Raw genomic sequence first — 13,558 nt, forward strand, 5'->3', positions numbered from 1 at the left:
GCTAATGGATTTCGCGTCGCGGCGCAGGTCATGTAATGTTGTTCCCGCAACGCCGACCGGGCAGAAAAGTCCGGGAAGCACAAGCACTCGTAGCTTAACGGATAGAGCATCTGACTACGGATCAGAAGGTTGCAGGTTCGAATCCTGCCGAGTGCACACAGTTCAGAAGCCCCCCGGAATCATTCCGGGGGGCTTCTGGCGTCAGCGGGTGACATCGACGTCCTCAGGCGATCGCGGCGCAGGGTTCAGTGCGGGAACCGCTGCAAGAAGCCGCCGCCGAGACCTCGGAGCAGTGGCCGTCTCAGGTGAGCCGTTGACCACGGTCACCGAGAAAGGTGGCCGTGCCGCCCGATCCGCTGAGATTCCCCAGCGCCTCGTCCAGCTGCCCCCGGGCGTATTTGGTGTGCTCAGCCGTCATGCGCTTGAGTGTCCACGTCAAATGGGTGATTACTACGAGGGGTTGACGTTGAGTAAGGCAGCACGGGGGATCGCGGCCGGAGTGGTGCTGATGGCCGTACTGACGGCATGCGGTGGTTCGGACGACGGTCTGGACGCCTTCCGCGGGGACGGCGACAAGCCCCCGGTCACGCTGACGCCGGACATGGTTCGCACCGCCCTCCCCAGCAAGGCGAGCGCGCCCAAGGGCTTCGAGGGCGACGACATCGAGGTCGAGGTCGGCGACGAGGCGGTCGAGGAGTGCACCGAAGCGACCGAGTCCAACTGCGGCGGGCTGATCAGCTTGGGCGGCACCGACTTCGACACGGACGACAGCGGCCGGGGTGACAGTTCCGACTACGACGGTGAGGTCGACTTCGGCCTCCTGGCCTTCCAGAGCCCGGGTGACGCCAGTGCCACGTACAAGGCCTTGGTCACCGAGGAGCGCAGAAAGGCGGAGGAGGACGGAAAGACGGCGAAGCCGGTGGAGATCGACGCGGGCGCCGAGGAGACCGAGGCCTTCGAGGATGCCGATGGCGAGACCATGGTCATGATGCGGATCGGCAGCGTCGTCGCCGTGGTGAACGGCGACGGCACCTTCGTGGAGAAGCCGAACTACAACGACCTCGCGAAGCTCCAGATCGACCGGTTGAAGAAGACCGCTGTGGGCACGAACCCCGACGCATGATCCGCTGAGCCGCCAAAGTTTCGACCCCCGGCCGGGTCGCCGTCCGCCCGTTACCGTCCCTCCGGGGCCTCGTAGCGGCCGGTGTGCCCGTTGCCCGGAGCCACGGCGCCGGGCAGTAAGCCACCGGCGCCGCGTCGCAGCCCTCGCGGGGCTGCCGGTGCGGCCCGGTCGCGTGTCACCGGGTGTCGATAGGGTCGTCACCGGGCCCTGAATCGGACGGCGCACACGCCTGTGGCTCCGAGAAGGTCGCAGGTTCGCATCTGCCGAGTGCGCAGCAGACGAGAGGCCCCCGGAGGGATCCGGGGGCCTCTCGTTCGGGTGGTGCGAAACGGCGGCCGTCGCACAGGGGAGGCGAGAGCGACCGGCGTTCACCCTATGGAGGTGGGTATGGGCTGGCGGTGTGCCGGGGTCGGCTGGCCGAGTGGCGCGCGGGTGTGCGTGCTGCGGTGGGAAGGCGGCCGGGTCAGTCCGCTCGTCATCGGCAAGGGCCTCGGCTTCCGGGCCGAAGGCGTCCGCCGCTGTGTCGGTGCGCGCGGGCATGCGTGCCCCGTGGCCGCCGTGGTGCCCGGTCGGGCGACCCAGGCACGATGTCCGGACTGCGCGCGGCTGGACCGGGCGCATTCGGTGGCCGCCGACGCCGTGCCCGACGATCCTCGTACGTACCGCGTGTACCTGGCCTGGTTCGGGCCGGGCATGCTGAAGGTCGGGATCACCGCGGAGGAACGCGGCCCGGCGCGGCTGCTCGAGCAGGGCGCCGTGGTGTTCGCGTGGCTGGGGCGGGGACCGCTGATGGCGGCGCGGCGCACGGAGGAGTTGCTGCGGGCGGCGCTGGGTGTGCCGGACCGGATCGCGTACGCCCGCAAGCGTGCCGTTCGGGCGGCGTTGCCGGGGCCGGAGGAGAGGGTCGCGGAAGTGGCCGGGCTGCACCGGCGGGCGCTGGAGCTGCCCGGGTGGGCGGAGTCCCTGGAGCCGATCGCGTTCGAGGCGGTGGACCACGTCGGGATGTTCGGGCTCGACGAGCTGCCCGGCGCCGACGCGGTGGTGCGCGAACTGGTGGACGGCGGGGCGGTCGCGGGCCGGCTGGTCGCCGTGGCCGGACCCGATCTGCATCTGCGGACGGCGAGGGACGGGATCGTCGTGGTCGACACCCGGCTGATGACCGGGTGGGACCTCGTCGGCGCCGCGGAGGGCGAGGCGCTGAGCGTGCCCACGGTCGGTGTGCGGGAGGACGGCGTACAGGACGGCCTGTTCTGACGGGCGGGACCGTGTCGAAGCTCGCCGGAGCTCGTTCGATCTCGTCCGAACTCTTCGGTGATCGATCTGGACGCTGCCCTGACCGGGGACGGAAGGTGGCTGCCATGAGCATCGGATCAGCGGATGACGCGGCGGCTGAGGTACGGCGGTTCTGGCAGCGGCTCGGGCTGCCCGGGCTCGTGGACGTGCACACGCATTTCATGCCGGAGCCTGTTCTGCGGAAGGTGTGGGCCTACTTCGACGCCGTCGGTCCGATGACCGGCATGGAGTGGCCGATCACCTATCGGCACGAGGAGGAGGAACGGGTCGAGCTGCTGCGGGCGTTCGGCGTGCGGGCCTTCACCTCGATGATCTATCCGCACAAGCCCGGGATGGCGGCCTGGCTCAACGGATGGGCGGCAGGTTTCGCGGCGAGGACGCCGGACTGCGTGCACACGGCGACGTTCTTTCCCGAGGAGGGCGTGGACCGGTATGTGCGGGAGGCGGTCGACGGCGGGGCGCGGATCTTCAAGTCCCACCTGCAGGTGGGGGCGTACGACCCGGGTGACCCGCTGCTGGATCCGGTCTGGGGGCTGCTCGCGGAGGCACGGGTGCCGGTGGTGATGCACTGCGGTTCGGGTCCCGCTCCCGGTAAGCACACCGGGCCGGAGCCGGCCGGGCGGCTGCTGGCGCGCCACCCCCGGCTGCGGCTGGTGGTGGCGCACATGGGAATGCCGGAGTACGGCGACTTCCTGGACCTGGCCGAGCGCTACGCGGAGGTCCGGCTGGACACGACGATGGCGTTCACGGACTTCAGCGAGGCCTTCGCGCCGTTCCCGGAGAGGGAGCTGACGCGGCTGGCGGATCTGGGGGACCGGATCGTGCTGGGTACGGACTTCCCGAACATCCCCTATCCGTATGCGCACCAGCTGCGGGCGTTGGAGCGGCTCGGGCTCGGCGACGACTGGCTGCGGGCCGTCTGCCACGACAACGGCGCCCGGCTGCTTCTCGCAAGCAGGTAGAGCCCTCGCGGGAAACGCGGGAAACGCGGGCAACGCCAAGGGCCTGCCGATGCCCTCCTCGACATCGGCAGGCCCTGCTGCGGCCCGGGGCTGCGACCTGTCAGAAGGTCAGGCCCCAGGAGTCGATGTAGCCGGTGTCACCGCTGTAGACGTCCGTCACCCGGAGCTTCCAGGTGCCGTTCGCCGCGACGCCGGAGGCGTCCACGGTGTAGGTGGTGATGACGTTGTCCGCGCTGTCGCTGGATGAGGCGGCCTTCAGCTGGGCGGAGGAGCCGTTCGGGGCGACGATCTCGATGCGCAGGTCACCGCGGTAGGTGTGCTTGATGTCGACGGCGATCTCGAGGTCGGCCGGGGCGTTGCCGCTGATGCCCGTCACCGCCACGGAGGACGTGACCGGGATGTTGGTGTCCGGGATATTCACATTGGCGGCGTTGGTGAACACGCTGCCGGTGGGCGGCTGCGGGTCGGTGCCGCCGGACGCGCCGAGCGTACGGGCCGCGTCGGCGAGGCCCGCGCCGCAGCCGCCGGAGCAGGTGCCGGGCAGCGTACGGGCGTTGGTCCTGATCGCGGACTCGATCTGGGCGGGCGTCATCGACGGGCTCGCCTGGTTCATCAGCGCGGCGAGGCCGGCGATGTGCGGGGCGGCCATGCTGGTGCCCTGGTACGCCGTGTAGGTCTCGCTGCCGACGCTGCGGGTGCCGGTGTTGAGCGTGGACCAGATGCCGTTGGCGGAACTGAGGGCGGTCTCGCCGCCGGGGGCGGTGACGTCGACGACGGTGCCGTAGTTCGAGTAGGACGCCCGGTTGCCCTCGCGGTCGGAGGCGGCGACGGTGATGACGTTGCTGCAGCTCGCCGGGTTGAAGTTGGCCGCGTTGGCGTTGCTGTTGCCGGCCGCCACGACGACGGTCGTGCCGCGGTTCACCGCGCCGTTGATGGCGTTCTGGGTGCCGGCGTCGCAGGCGCCGCCGCCGCCGAGGCTCATGTTGATGACGTCGGCCGGGTTCGGGTTGGCGGGCACGCCCTGCACCGAACCGCCGGACGCCCAGGTGATGGCGTCGATGATGTCGGCCGTCGTGCCGCCGCACTTGCCGAGCACACGGACGGGCTGGACGGTCGCGTTGTACGCGATACCCGCGACGCCCTTGCCGTTGTGGGTGGTGGCGGCGATGGTGCCGGCGACGTGGGTGCCGTGCCAGGAGTTGTTGCTGTCGCGTGCCGGAACGGGCTGCCCGTTGGCGTCGGTGCCGCACTCGCCGCGGGTGACCCAGTCGCCGGGGTCGGCGGCGTTGCTGTCGCGGCCGCCGCCGTCGTTGGCCATGAACGTGTCGGAGATGAAGTCGTATCCGGCGACCATGTTGGCGGCGAGGTCGGAGTGGGCGACGTAACCGGTGTCGATGACGGCGACCTTGACGCCGGTGCCGGTCGCCTTGTCCCACGCTCCGGGGACGTTCATGCCGGCGGTCGCCTCGAACAGGTCCCACTGGCGGTTGTACTCGGAGTCGTTCGGCGTCACGGCGGTGGCGTACATCCGCGTGTCCGGAACGACGTACGCCACGTCCGGGTCGGCCCGGAAGGCGGCCATGACGTCCTCGGAGTCCGCCTTGTCCAGCTCGGCGCCGAGGTCGACCAGCGCGGCTCCGGTGCCCAGGCGCCGGTCGAAGTCGAGGGACTCGCCGGCCTTGCGGCCCTTCGCCTCGGCGTCCTTGGTCGCCGCGTCGTCGGACTTGGCCTCCGCGGCCTGCGACGTGTAGCCGACGATGAGGCGCTCGACGGGCTGGGCCGCCGGGGCCGGTGCGGGGGCGGCCGGCGTGCCGGGCGTGCCCGGAGCGGGGAGGGGCGCGGCGATGGAGGTGGCGGCGCCGGCGCACAGCAGGGCGGTGGTGGTCACCGCGAGGAGGGATATGCGAAAGGGTCTGGAACCGTTCAAGGTGCTGCCTTTCCAGTTCGTTCCGGCATGCGTGGACCCGAGTGGGTAGTTCAGGTCATGACAAGCCGGCCTGTGGCCGCGACAGGGAAGCGGGGGGTTGACGGTGACGGCCGGGTGCACGGCGGGTTGGGGGCCCGCCGTGCGGGCACCGGCCGGCCGACGCGAGGTCAGCAGCTCCCCCGCTACGGATACGCGTCGGTCGGCCAGTGGCTGGAACCTACGGCCAGATCCCGGACACGCCTATACGGGTACGGGGCGCTACGGATACCTGATTAACCCCTGGCCGACCGGTGGTTCGTCCCATTGGTCGGCGTTTGCGGCATCGACGCGGCGGAGTACACCGCACGCGTCTCCGCGAGGTCCTGCCGGGACTGCGTGCCCAGTTTGCGCATCGCTCTGGCGACGTGCTGCTCCACGGTGCGCGGCGAAAGATGCAAGGTCGTCGCGATCTCCCGGTTCGTCAGCCCGGTCGCCGCGAGCTCGGCGACCTCGCGCTCGCGGGGGGAGAGCTGGTCCCCGTACGAGGGCCTGCCCGGCGGCCGGACCTCCCTGGCGGGCTGATGGGAACGGAGCAGGGCACGTGCGCGGGCGGCGTCCCATACGGCGCCGAGGTCCGAGAACTGCTGTGCGCAAGCGGTCAGTTCGGCGACTGCCTGTGTCTTGAAATCGTCGGCGTCGCGCGGCCGGGGGACGGTCGCCTCCTCCTCAGCTCCGGCAACCCCGCACACGTCTGTGCCGTTCGATCCGTCCGTGCCGGCCTTGCTCGATCCTTCCGGCGCCGTGCCGTCGGCGCAGTCCACGGCGGACTCCGCCGCTCCCGCGCTCAGGGCGCATCGGGCGGCGGACTCGGTGGTCAGGGAATGGGCATAGGGCCGGGGCAGCGCCGCGTAGTCGGCCGCGGCCCGCCGGTAGAGCGGCACGGCTTCGGCCGCCCTGCCGTCGGTCTCCGCCAGCACGGCGCGCGACCAGGTCAACGCCGCTGACGCCGCAGGGGAGTCCCGGCCGGTGAGGCCGGCGGCGAAGTCGTCCACCATGGCCTGTGCCGCCGCCCGGTCGCCTGCGCGAGCCATGGCTTCCACGGCCCAGGGCGCCAGCTCCGCGGCCCACACCCACACGCCTTTCGCCGCCATGCCCGCCCATGCCTTCCTGGCCTCCGCGGCGGCGGCGGGCAGTTCCTGGCGGGCCAGCGCGAGCCGGATCAGCGCTCCGGAGGTCGCGGCGGCCAGCGGCGGCGCCGCGTGCTCGGGTGAGGGGCCGTCGGGACCGGACAGCCACGCCAGGGCGTTCCCCCACTCCCCCTGCGCCAGGGCGAGAAGCCCGCGGACCATCCGCGCGTCGGCGCAGATGACCGGCATGTCGGAGGTCGCGGTCACGAAGGTCTCGCACCGCTCGGCGAGTCCGGCCCACCGGCCGGTGAACCACTCCAGCAGCAGCCGGGCGCCGAGCGCCGTGTGCTGGGTGTACGGGGAGCCGCTCTTCGCGGACAGTTCGAGACCTTCGGTCAGAAGCTCTTCCGCCCGCTCGTGGTAGCCGAGCCACACCGCGGAGTCGGCCGCGTTGCACAGGCCCCGTGCCGCGTGCTGGCGGGTCCGCGGGTCGGGGTTGTCCGTGGGCAGTGCCCGTACCAGTTCCCATGCCGTCGGGTCGCCGCAACTCATGGCGAGCCCCGCCCGGTTGGCGGCGACGGCCGTACGGACGGCCTCGTCGCCGCTGTCCGCCGCGGCCTCCGCCGCGCCCTCCAGCCACGCCCGGTGCACGTCGATGGAGGAGCCGGGCCAGTAGGGCATGGCGAGCGCCGACATGGCACGGGCGGACAGGTCGGGCCGGGCGTCACGCAGTTCGGCGGCGGCACGTTCCAGCTCACGCCAGCCCTGGCCGCTCATGCCGACCTGGTTGCACAGCAGAAGTCCCAGGTCGAGCCGTAGCTCGCCGCGCACGGTGGCGGGCAGGGCCTGGTCCTCGACGATCTGCCCGAGCACCTCGACGGTCTGGTCGGAACGCAGGCCGAGGACCGCGCTGCGGGCCAGGAGCGGTGCCAGCCTGGCGCGGGTCTGCGGCGGGACGGAGGGGGAGGCCAGGGTCTGTTCCAGCAGGTGGATCGCGTCCTGGTGCCGGCTCGCCTCCGCCGCCTCACGCGCGGCGTGCTCCACCGCGCGCAGCCAGCCCCGGACGCGCCCGCCGGCGTGGTGGTGGCGGGCCAGCGCCGTCCACGGGACGGGTTGTCTGCGCGCCAGTACGTCGGCCGCACGCCCGTGCAGTTCCTGCCGTACGGGTCCCGGCACGGATCCGTGCACGGCGACGGCCGCGAGCGGGACGGGCAGTCCGTAGCGGCCCTCCCCCGACTCCGTCAGGGCGGCGCCGGCGAGCGCGCCGAGCAGCGCCTCCCTGCCGAGGGCCTGCCCCAGTCCCGACACGGCGACGAGTTCGTCGCGGGTCACCGGCTCGCCCAGCGCGGCGGCGGCCCAGACGATCGGCCGGTGCTCCGGCGGCAGGGCGGCCGTCCGGCCGAGGCTCAGGTCGGCCAGCCGTACGGGTACGCCCGCGGCGTCCACGTCGGCGGCCGTGCACCGCTGCCGGGTGCTGTCGCGCAGCACCGTGAGCAGGTCGACGACGACCTGCGCGACTCCGCCGGAGCGTTCGTGCAGTCGGGCCACCGCCTCGGCCGTGCAGCGGTCACCGAGGGCGGCCGTCGCGGCCTGCCGGACCTCCGCCTCCGTCCACGGCCGTATCCTGTGCCGCAGGACGGCCAGAGCGGGCGGGTAGCCGGGCGGAGGGGCCCCCAGGGGAAGGCCGGGTGCGGCCAGTTCCTCGGGGCGGTAGGTGATCACCGCCGCCAGTCCCGGCCGCGGCTGTTCCAGAAGCCGGTGGAGCTTGCGCAGTTCCTCGGGGTCCGCGCGGTGCACGTCGTCCACGATCAGCAGAACGGGCCGGTCCCCGGCCTGCTCCGCCGGCTCCGGCACGGTCCCGGCCTCGCCGGGCGACCACCGCAGGCAGACCGCTCCCGTGCCCTCCGTGAGTCCCGTCAGCTCTTCGGCGAGGCGGCTCTTGCCCGTACCGGCGGGGCCCTCCAGCAGCACGAGGACGGGCGCGGCGCCGTTCCCGGCGAGTGTCCGCCGTAGCCGTAGCCGCCAGAAGGATTCGTGTGCCGTGCCCACGCCGACCGCCTTCAGACTTCCGGTTCCGCTCCCTGTGCGACCCCCGGATGTTTCCGTTGACTCAGCCGCACCTTCTCAGGGAATTCACAGGTTCGGGAAAGAAGCCTCTCAGGGCAATGTCACAGCCTGGTGAACATGACCACGACCTCGCCCCAGGGGCGCTCCGAATTGCTCAGGCCGGACGGCAGCCCCGTGCGGGTGCTCGTCGTGGACGACGAGGCGTCGCTGAGCGAGCTGCTGTCGATGGCCCTGCGGTACGAGGGCTGGGAGGTGCGCAGCGCCGGCGACGGTGCGGGGGCGGTGCGTACGGTGCGGGACTTCCGTCCGGACGCCGTGGTGCTCGACATCATGCTGCCGGACATGGACGGACTCGCCGTCCTCGGTCGGCTGCGGCGTGAGGTGCCGGACGTGCCCGTCCTGTTCCTGACGGCACGGGACGCCGTCGAGGACCGGATCGCGGGCCTCACGGCCGGCGGTGACGACTACGTGACCAAGCCGTTCTCGCTGGAGGAGCTCGTGGCACGGCTGCGCGGCCTGATCCGGCGGTCCGGCACGGCGGCCGTGCGCAGCGAGTCGCTGCTGGCGGTGGGGGACCTGATGCTCGACGAGGACAGCCACGAGGTGACCCGCGGCGGGCAGTCGATCCACCTCACCGCGACGGAGTTCGAGCTGCTGCGCTATCTGATGCGCAATCCGCGCCGTGTGCTGAGCAAGGCGCAGATCCTGGACCGGGTGTGGAGCTACGACTTCGGGGGGCAGGCCAACGTCGTCGAGCTCTACATCTCCTATCTGCGGCGGAAGATCGACGTGGGCCGACCGCCGATGATCCACACACGGCGCGGCGCGGGATATCTGATCAAGCCCGGTGAGTGAGGCGACACCGCGGCGGCGGTCTCGTCTCCGCGGCGGTCCCGCTGTTCGCGGTGCGGGCCGGCCGGCGGACGGCCCTGGCGGCTGCCGCACTCGGTGTCGCGGCGTTGCTGGCCGGCCCTGCCGCGTACTCGCTGTCGACGGTGAACGAGGGGCACGCGGGATCGATCGTGACGGCGGGCCCCGCCGTGGCGGGTGGCCGGGGCGGCCCGGGCGGCGGGCCCGGCGGCGGCCCTGGCGGTGACGCCGGCGACGACGGCCGTGCGGGGACGAGGCCTCCTGCGGGAGCCGGGCAGGACGCGGGCCCCGGCACGGCGTCGCCCCCGGCCGGCACGGGCCAGGCCCGACCCGTTCTCCGAAGTCACGGCGGACGGCGCGACCTTCTACGACCTGACCGCGCAGAAATAGCGCTGTACGGCGTACAGGAAACTCTTGTACGGTGTACGGGAAACCTTCCCGTACACCGTACAAGGAGCCTGAATGACGGCAACGACGACCGAGACCAGTAAGGCCCCCTCCGGAGGCCACCCGCAGCGCTGGCTGATCCTCGGCGTCATCTGTCTCGCCCAGCTCACCGTGCTGCTCGACAACACCGTCCTGTCCGTGGCGATCCCGTCCCTGACGAGGGAGCTCCACGCCTCGACGGCCGACATCCAGTGGATGATCAACGCCTATTCGCTGGTCCAGTCTGGCCTGTTGCTCACCGCGGGCAACGCGGCGGACCGGTACGGCCGCAGGAAGATGCTCGCCTCGGGCCTGGCCCTGTTCGGCATCGGTTCGCTCGCCGCCGGACTCGCCCAGACATCCGGCCAGTTGATCGCGGCGCGCGCCGGTATGGGCGTGGGCGGGGCGCTGCTGATGACCACGACCCTCGCCGTCGTCGTGCAGGTCTTCGACGACACGGAGCGGGTGAAGGCGATCGCCCTGTGGTCGACCGTCAGCTCCCTCGGCTTCGCGGCCGGACCGCTGATCGGCGGCGTGATGCTCGAGCACTTCTGGTGGGGGGCGATCTTCCTGATCAACATTCCCGTCGCCGTGATCGGCCTGGTGGCGGTGCTCGTGATGGTGCCGGAGTCCAAGAACCCGCAGGGTGACCGGCCCGACCTGCTCGGCGCGGTGCTCTCCACGATCGGTATGACGGCCGTCGTGTACGCGATCATCTCGGGCCCGGACCACGGCTGGACCTCCGTCCAGGTCCTGGCGTCGGCCGCCCTCGGCGCGCTCTTCCTCGGCGCCTTCGTGTTCTGGGAGCTGCGGATCCCGTACCCGATGCTCGACATGCACTTCTTCCGCAACCAGCGCTTCATCGGCGCGGTCGCCGGCGCGATCCTGGTGGCGTTCGGCATGACCGGCTCGCTCTTCCTCCTGACCCAGCACCTCCAGTTCGTGCTCGGATACGGGGCCCTGGACGCCGGTCTCCGCACGGCCCCCTTGGCGCTCACGGTCGTGGCGCTCAACCTGACGGGCGTCGGCGCCCGGCTGCTGCGGCTCTTCGGGACGCCGGTCACCATCGCCCTCGGCATGGCCCTGGTGTCCGGTGGCCTCGCCGCCATCGCGGTCCTCGGAGCCGACGGCTACAACGGGATGCTGCTCGGCCTGGTCGTCATGGGCGCCGGAGTGGCCCTGTCCATGCCCGCGATGGCAAACGCGATCATGAGCGCCATCCCGCCGGAGAAGGCGGGCGTGGGCGCGGGCATCAACGGCACCCTCGCCGAGTTCGGCAACGGCCTCGGCGTCGCGGTTCTGGGCGCGGTGCTCAACGCCCGCTTCGCCGCTCTCGTGCCGGCCGCCGTCGGAGCGGCCTCGCTGCCCGCCGCCCTCGCGGCGGCGGACGACGCCGCCGAGCGCGCTTCGATCTCGGAGGCGTTCGCCTCGGGGCTGGAGACGAGCCAGCTGGTGGGCGCGGTGGCGGTGCTGGCCGGTGGTCTGCTGGCCGCGCTGCTGCTGCGGCGGGCCGAGCGGGCGGGCCCTCCGGCGGCTGCCTGACACGGCCGGCGGCCACGGTGCTGTGCCGCCCAGGGCACAGCACCGTGGCACAGCTCAGCGGCATAGCATCGGAGGCGGGCGGACCGGAGCGTTCCGGCACCGTCCGTCCGGCCGGAAGAACCGAGAGGGTGTGCGATGGCGAGTACGACCGACCGCACGAAGAGCCCCATGCGGACCAGTGTCTGGCTGGAGGGCAAGGCGGACCGCGGGCGCAGGTCGGCACAGCCGGCCGGACTGGACCGGGACAAGATCATCGACGCGACGGTCCGGCTCCTGGACGCCGAGGGCGCGGCCCGCTTCTCCATGCGGAAGCTGGCCGCCGAACTGAACGTCACCGCGATGTCGGTCTACTGGTACGTCGACACCAAGGACGACCTGCTGGAGCTGGCGCTCGACGCGGTCTTCGGAACCGTACCGCTGCCGGACACGGACGCGGATGCGAGCGACTGGCGCGATCAGCTCCGGGCCCTCGCCGCCGGGTACCGGGCACTGCTGGTCCGGCACCCGTGGGTGTCGCCGCTGATCGGGACGTACCTGAACATCGGTCCGCACTCGATGGCCTTCTCGAGGGCGGCCCAGCAGATCGTGCGCAACACCGGCCTGCCGCCCCACGGGCAGATGGGAGGCATCTCCGCGGTCTTCCAGTTCGTCTACGGATTCGGCACCATCGAGGGCCACTTCATCGAGCGCTGCGCGGCGGCCGGGCTCAACCAGGACGAGTACTTCCGCGAGGCCATGGGCACGATCCGCGAACGGCCGCAGTACCGCGAGACGTTCGCGCAGGCCGACGAGCTGATGGAAGCGCGCGGCGGAGACACCGTGGAGGAGATGCGGGAGCGGGACTTCGGATTCGCGCTCGATCTTCTGATCGCGGGCATCGAGGCGATGGTGGAGCGGTCGAAGGCATAGCCCGGCCGTTCCCGGCGGCCGACCGGTCCCCGGGAGCCGGTCAGTCCTCGTCGAGCCACGCCGGGAAGCCGCCCGTGGCGATGGGGCCCCACCGCTCCGGTGTGACGCGGATGATCGACTTGCCCTGCTTCCGCATCGCCTCGCGGTACTCGTCCCAGTCCGGGTGCTCGCCGGAGATGTTGCGGAAGTACTCGACGAGCGGCTCCACCGACGCGGGGGAGTCGATCACCTCCGCGGTGCCGTCGACCTGCACCCACGGTCCGTTCCAGTCGTCCGACAGGACGATCACACCTACGCGTGCGTCCCGCTTGGCGTTGCGTGTCTTCGCCCGCTCAGGATAGGTCGAGACGACGATCCGTCCCGAGTCGTCCGCACCGCAGGTGAGCGGCGAGCCCTGCGGGGAGCCGTCCGCGCGGCGCGTCAGCAGGATCGCGCGGTGGCGGGTCCGTACGAATTCCAGCAACTGCTCGAGATCCACCCTGGTGTTGGTGGCGATCTGTCGTGCCATGGCGGGCACCTTACGGGAGTGCGCCGCCCTGAACGGCCTGGATGTCCAGCTCCACCCTCAGCGTCGTCCCGATGGCAGAGATGCCCGTCTGCACCATCTGGTTGTAGTGCATGGCGAAGTCGTCGCGGTGCAGTTCCGCCGTGGCGCTGAAGGCGGCGCGCACCCCGCCCCACGGGTCCGGGCCGGTGCCCAGGTAGCTCAGGTCGAGATCGACCTCGCGGACGACGCCGTGCAGCGACAGCTCGCCCCGTACCGTCCAGCGGTCGGGCCCGGCCGCAGTCACGGCGGTGGACCTGTAAGTGATCTCGGGGAAGCGATCGATGTCCAGGAAGTCCGGCGACCGCAGATGCTTGTCCCGCAGCCCGTTGCCCGTGTCGATGGACGCGGCCGCGATCACCGCGTCGACCTGGGAACGCTCCACGTCCTCCGCGATCTCGATCCGTCCGGCGAACTCGGTGAAGCGCCCGCGCACGCTGGAGATCCCGAGGTGCTGCGCCGTGGCTCCCACCGAGGAGTGCGCCGGGTCGAGCGACCAGGTGCCGGGCGGAGGGAGCTCCACCCCGCCCCGGCGGGACAGCACCACTGTGCCGGCGTCCACCCGTCCGCTCGCCGTGACCAGCGCCGTCGACGCCACCGGCGCGTACCCGAGAGCCGTCACGATCACCGTGTACGGCCCGGCCGGCAGGTCGGTCGTGTCGCTCACCGTGCCGTCCGCGCCGGCCTGTGCCCGCAGCACCTGGGTGCCCATCATGTCCGTCACGGTGACGACCGCGTGCTGGACGGCCCAGCCGTCGCGGGTCCGTACCTGTGCGCGAAGTCCCATGC

The 13,558-nt window shown here is 71.8% G+C and carries 10 protein-coding genes and 1 tRNA gene; 7 read left to right on the plus strand and 4 right to left on the minus strand.

Annotated elements, in window-relative coordinates; all coding sequences use genetic code 11:
- Positions 1 to 83 precede the first annotated feature (83 nt).
- The 4 genes from GLX30_RS18405 (at position 84) to GLX30_RS18420 (ending at position 3,378) form a co-directional block, all read left to right on the plus strand.
- Positions 84 to 156 (plus strand) — tRNA-Arg (locus GLX30_RS18405).
- A 310-nt stretch (positions 157 to 466) separates the two neighbouring features.
- On the plus strand, positions 467 to 1,123 hold the full coding sequence (locus GLX30_RS18410; RefSeq protein WP_159690066.1) for a hypothetical protein: 657 nt from the start codon (positions 467 to 469) through the stop codon (positions 1,121 to 1,123).
- A gap of 387 nt (positions 1,124 to 1,510) precedes the next feature.
- Entirely contained in the window at positions 1,511 to 2,377 is an 867-nt protein-coding gene (locus GLX30_RS18415; protein WP_159690068.1) for a DUF2797 domain-containing protein, read from the plus strand.
- A gap of 104 nt (positions 2,378 to 2,481) precedes the next feature.
- Positions 2,482 to 3,378, plus strand: a complete 897-nt coding sequence (locus tag GLX30_RS18420; RefSeq protein ID WP_159690070.1) for an amidohydrolase family protein — start codon at positions 2,482 to 2,484, stop codon at positions 3,376 to 3,378.
- Between the two features lie 100 nt (positions 3,379 to 3,478).
- Here the strand turns inward: GLX30_RS18420 and GLX30_RS18425 are convergent, their stop codons facing one another.
- On the minus strand, positions 3,479 to 5,266 hold the full coding sequence (locus GLX30_RS18425) for a S8 family serine peptidase (RefSeq protein WP_244258206.1): 1,788 nt from the start codon (positions 5,264 to 5,266) through the stop codon (positions 3,479 to 3,481).
- 311 nt (positions 5,267 to 5,577) lie between these two features.
- Positions 5,578 to 8,460, minus strand: a complete 2,883-nt coding sequence (locus GLX30_RS18430; protein WP_159690074.1) for a LuxR C-terminal-related transcriptional regulator — start codon at positions 8,458 to 8,460, stop codon at positions 5,578 to 5,580.
- A gap of 135 nt (positions 8,461 to 8,595) precedes the next feature.
- On the opposite strand from GLX30_RS18430, the gene GLX30_RS18435 reads away from it, so the two are divergent.
- From GLX30_RS18435 to GLX30_RS18445, 3 genes are all read left to right on the plus strand, one after another.
- The gene (locus GLX30_RS18435) at positions 8,596 to 9,333 is read left to right on the plus strand and encodes a response regulator transcription factor (protein WP_159690077.1); all 738 of its coding nucleotides are present in this window, start codon (positions 8,596 to 8,598) and stop codon (positions 9,331 to 9,333) included.
- Positions 9,334 to 9,810: 477 nt separating this feature from the next.
- A complete protein-coding gene (locus GLX30_RS18440; RefSeq protein WP_159690079.1) occupies positions 9,811 to 11,316 on the plus strand; it encodes an MFS transporter in 1,506 nt (501 codons plus the stop codon).
- Positions 11,317 to 11,451: 135 nt separating this feature from the next.
- Positions 11,452 to 12,225 carry a TetR/AcrR family transcriptional regulator gene (locus GLX30_RS18445; RefSeq protein ID WP_159690081.1) on the plus strand — a complete coding sequence of 258 codons (774 nt, stop codon included), beginning with the start codon at positions 11,452 to 11,454 and terminating at the stop codon, positions 12,223 to 12,225.
- Positions 12,226 to 12,265: 40 nt separating this feature from the next.
- On the opposite strand, the gene GLX30_RS18450 is transcribed toward GLX30_RS18445, so the two are convergent.
- Together GLX30_RS18450 and GLX30_RS18455 are read right to left on the minus strand one after the other, a co-directional pair.
- Positions 12,266 to 12,733 (minus strand): PPOX class F420-dependent oxidoreductase, encoded by a 468-nt coding sequence (locus GLX30_RS18450; protein WP_159690083.1) that lies wholly within the window; start codon positions 12,731 to 12,733, stop codon positions 12,266 to 12,268.
- 10 nt (positions 12,734 to 12,743) lie between these two features.
- A complete protein-coding gene (locus GLX30_RS18455; RefSeq protein ID WP_159690086.1) occupies positions 12,744 to 13,556 on the minus strand; it encodes a YceI family protein in 813 nt (270 codons plus the stop codon).
- Between the last annotated feature and the right edge of the window lie 2 nt (positions 13,557 to 13,558).

The sequence above is a fragment of the Streptomyces sp. Tu 2975 genome, assembly GCF_009832925.1.
In the GTDB taxonomy this organism is placed as follows: domain Bacteria; phylum Actinomycetota; class Actinomycetes; order Streptomycetales; family Streptomycetaceae; genus Streptomyces.

Bases quoted from the DNA above. Each gene is read 5' to 3' on its own strand.
- GLX30_RS18415 (WP_159690068.1), top strand. From the start codon at position 1,511: ATGGGCTGGCGGTGTGCCGGGGTCGGCTGGCCGAGTGGCGCGCGGGTG.
- GLX30_RS18420 (WP_159690070.1), top strand. From the start codon at position 2,482: ATGAGCATCGGATCAGCGGATGACGCGGCGGCTGAGGTACGGCGGTTC.
- GLX30_RS18435 (WP_159690077.1), top strand. From the start codon at position 8,596: ATGACCACGACCTCGCCCCAGGGGCGCTCCGAATTGCTCAGGCCGGAC.
- GLX30_RS18440 (WP_159690079.1), top strand. From the start codon at position 9,811: ATGACGGCAACGACGACCGAGACCAGTAAGGCCCCCTCCGGAGGCCAC.
- GLX30_RS18445 (WP_159690081.1), top strand. From the start codon at position 11,452: ATGGCGAGTACGACCGACCGCACGAAGAGCCCCATGCGGACCAGTGTC.
- GLX30_RS18450 (WP_159690083.1), bottom strand. From the start codon at position 12,733: ATGGCACGACAGATCGCCACCAACACCAGGGTGGATCTCGAGCAGTTG.
- GLX30_RS18455 (WP_159690086.1), bottom strand. From the start codon at position 13,556: ATGGGACTTCGCGCACAGGTACGGACCCGCGACGGCTGGGCCGTCCAG.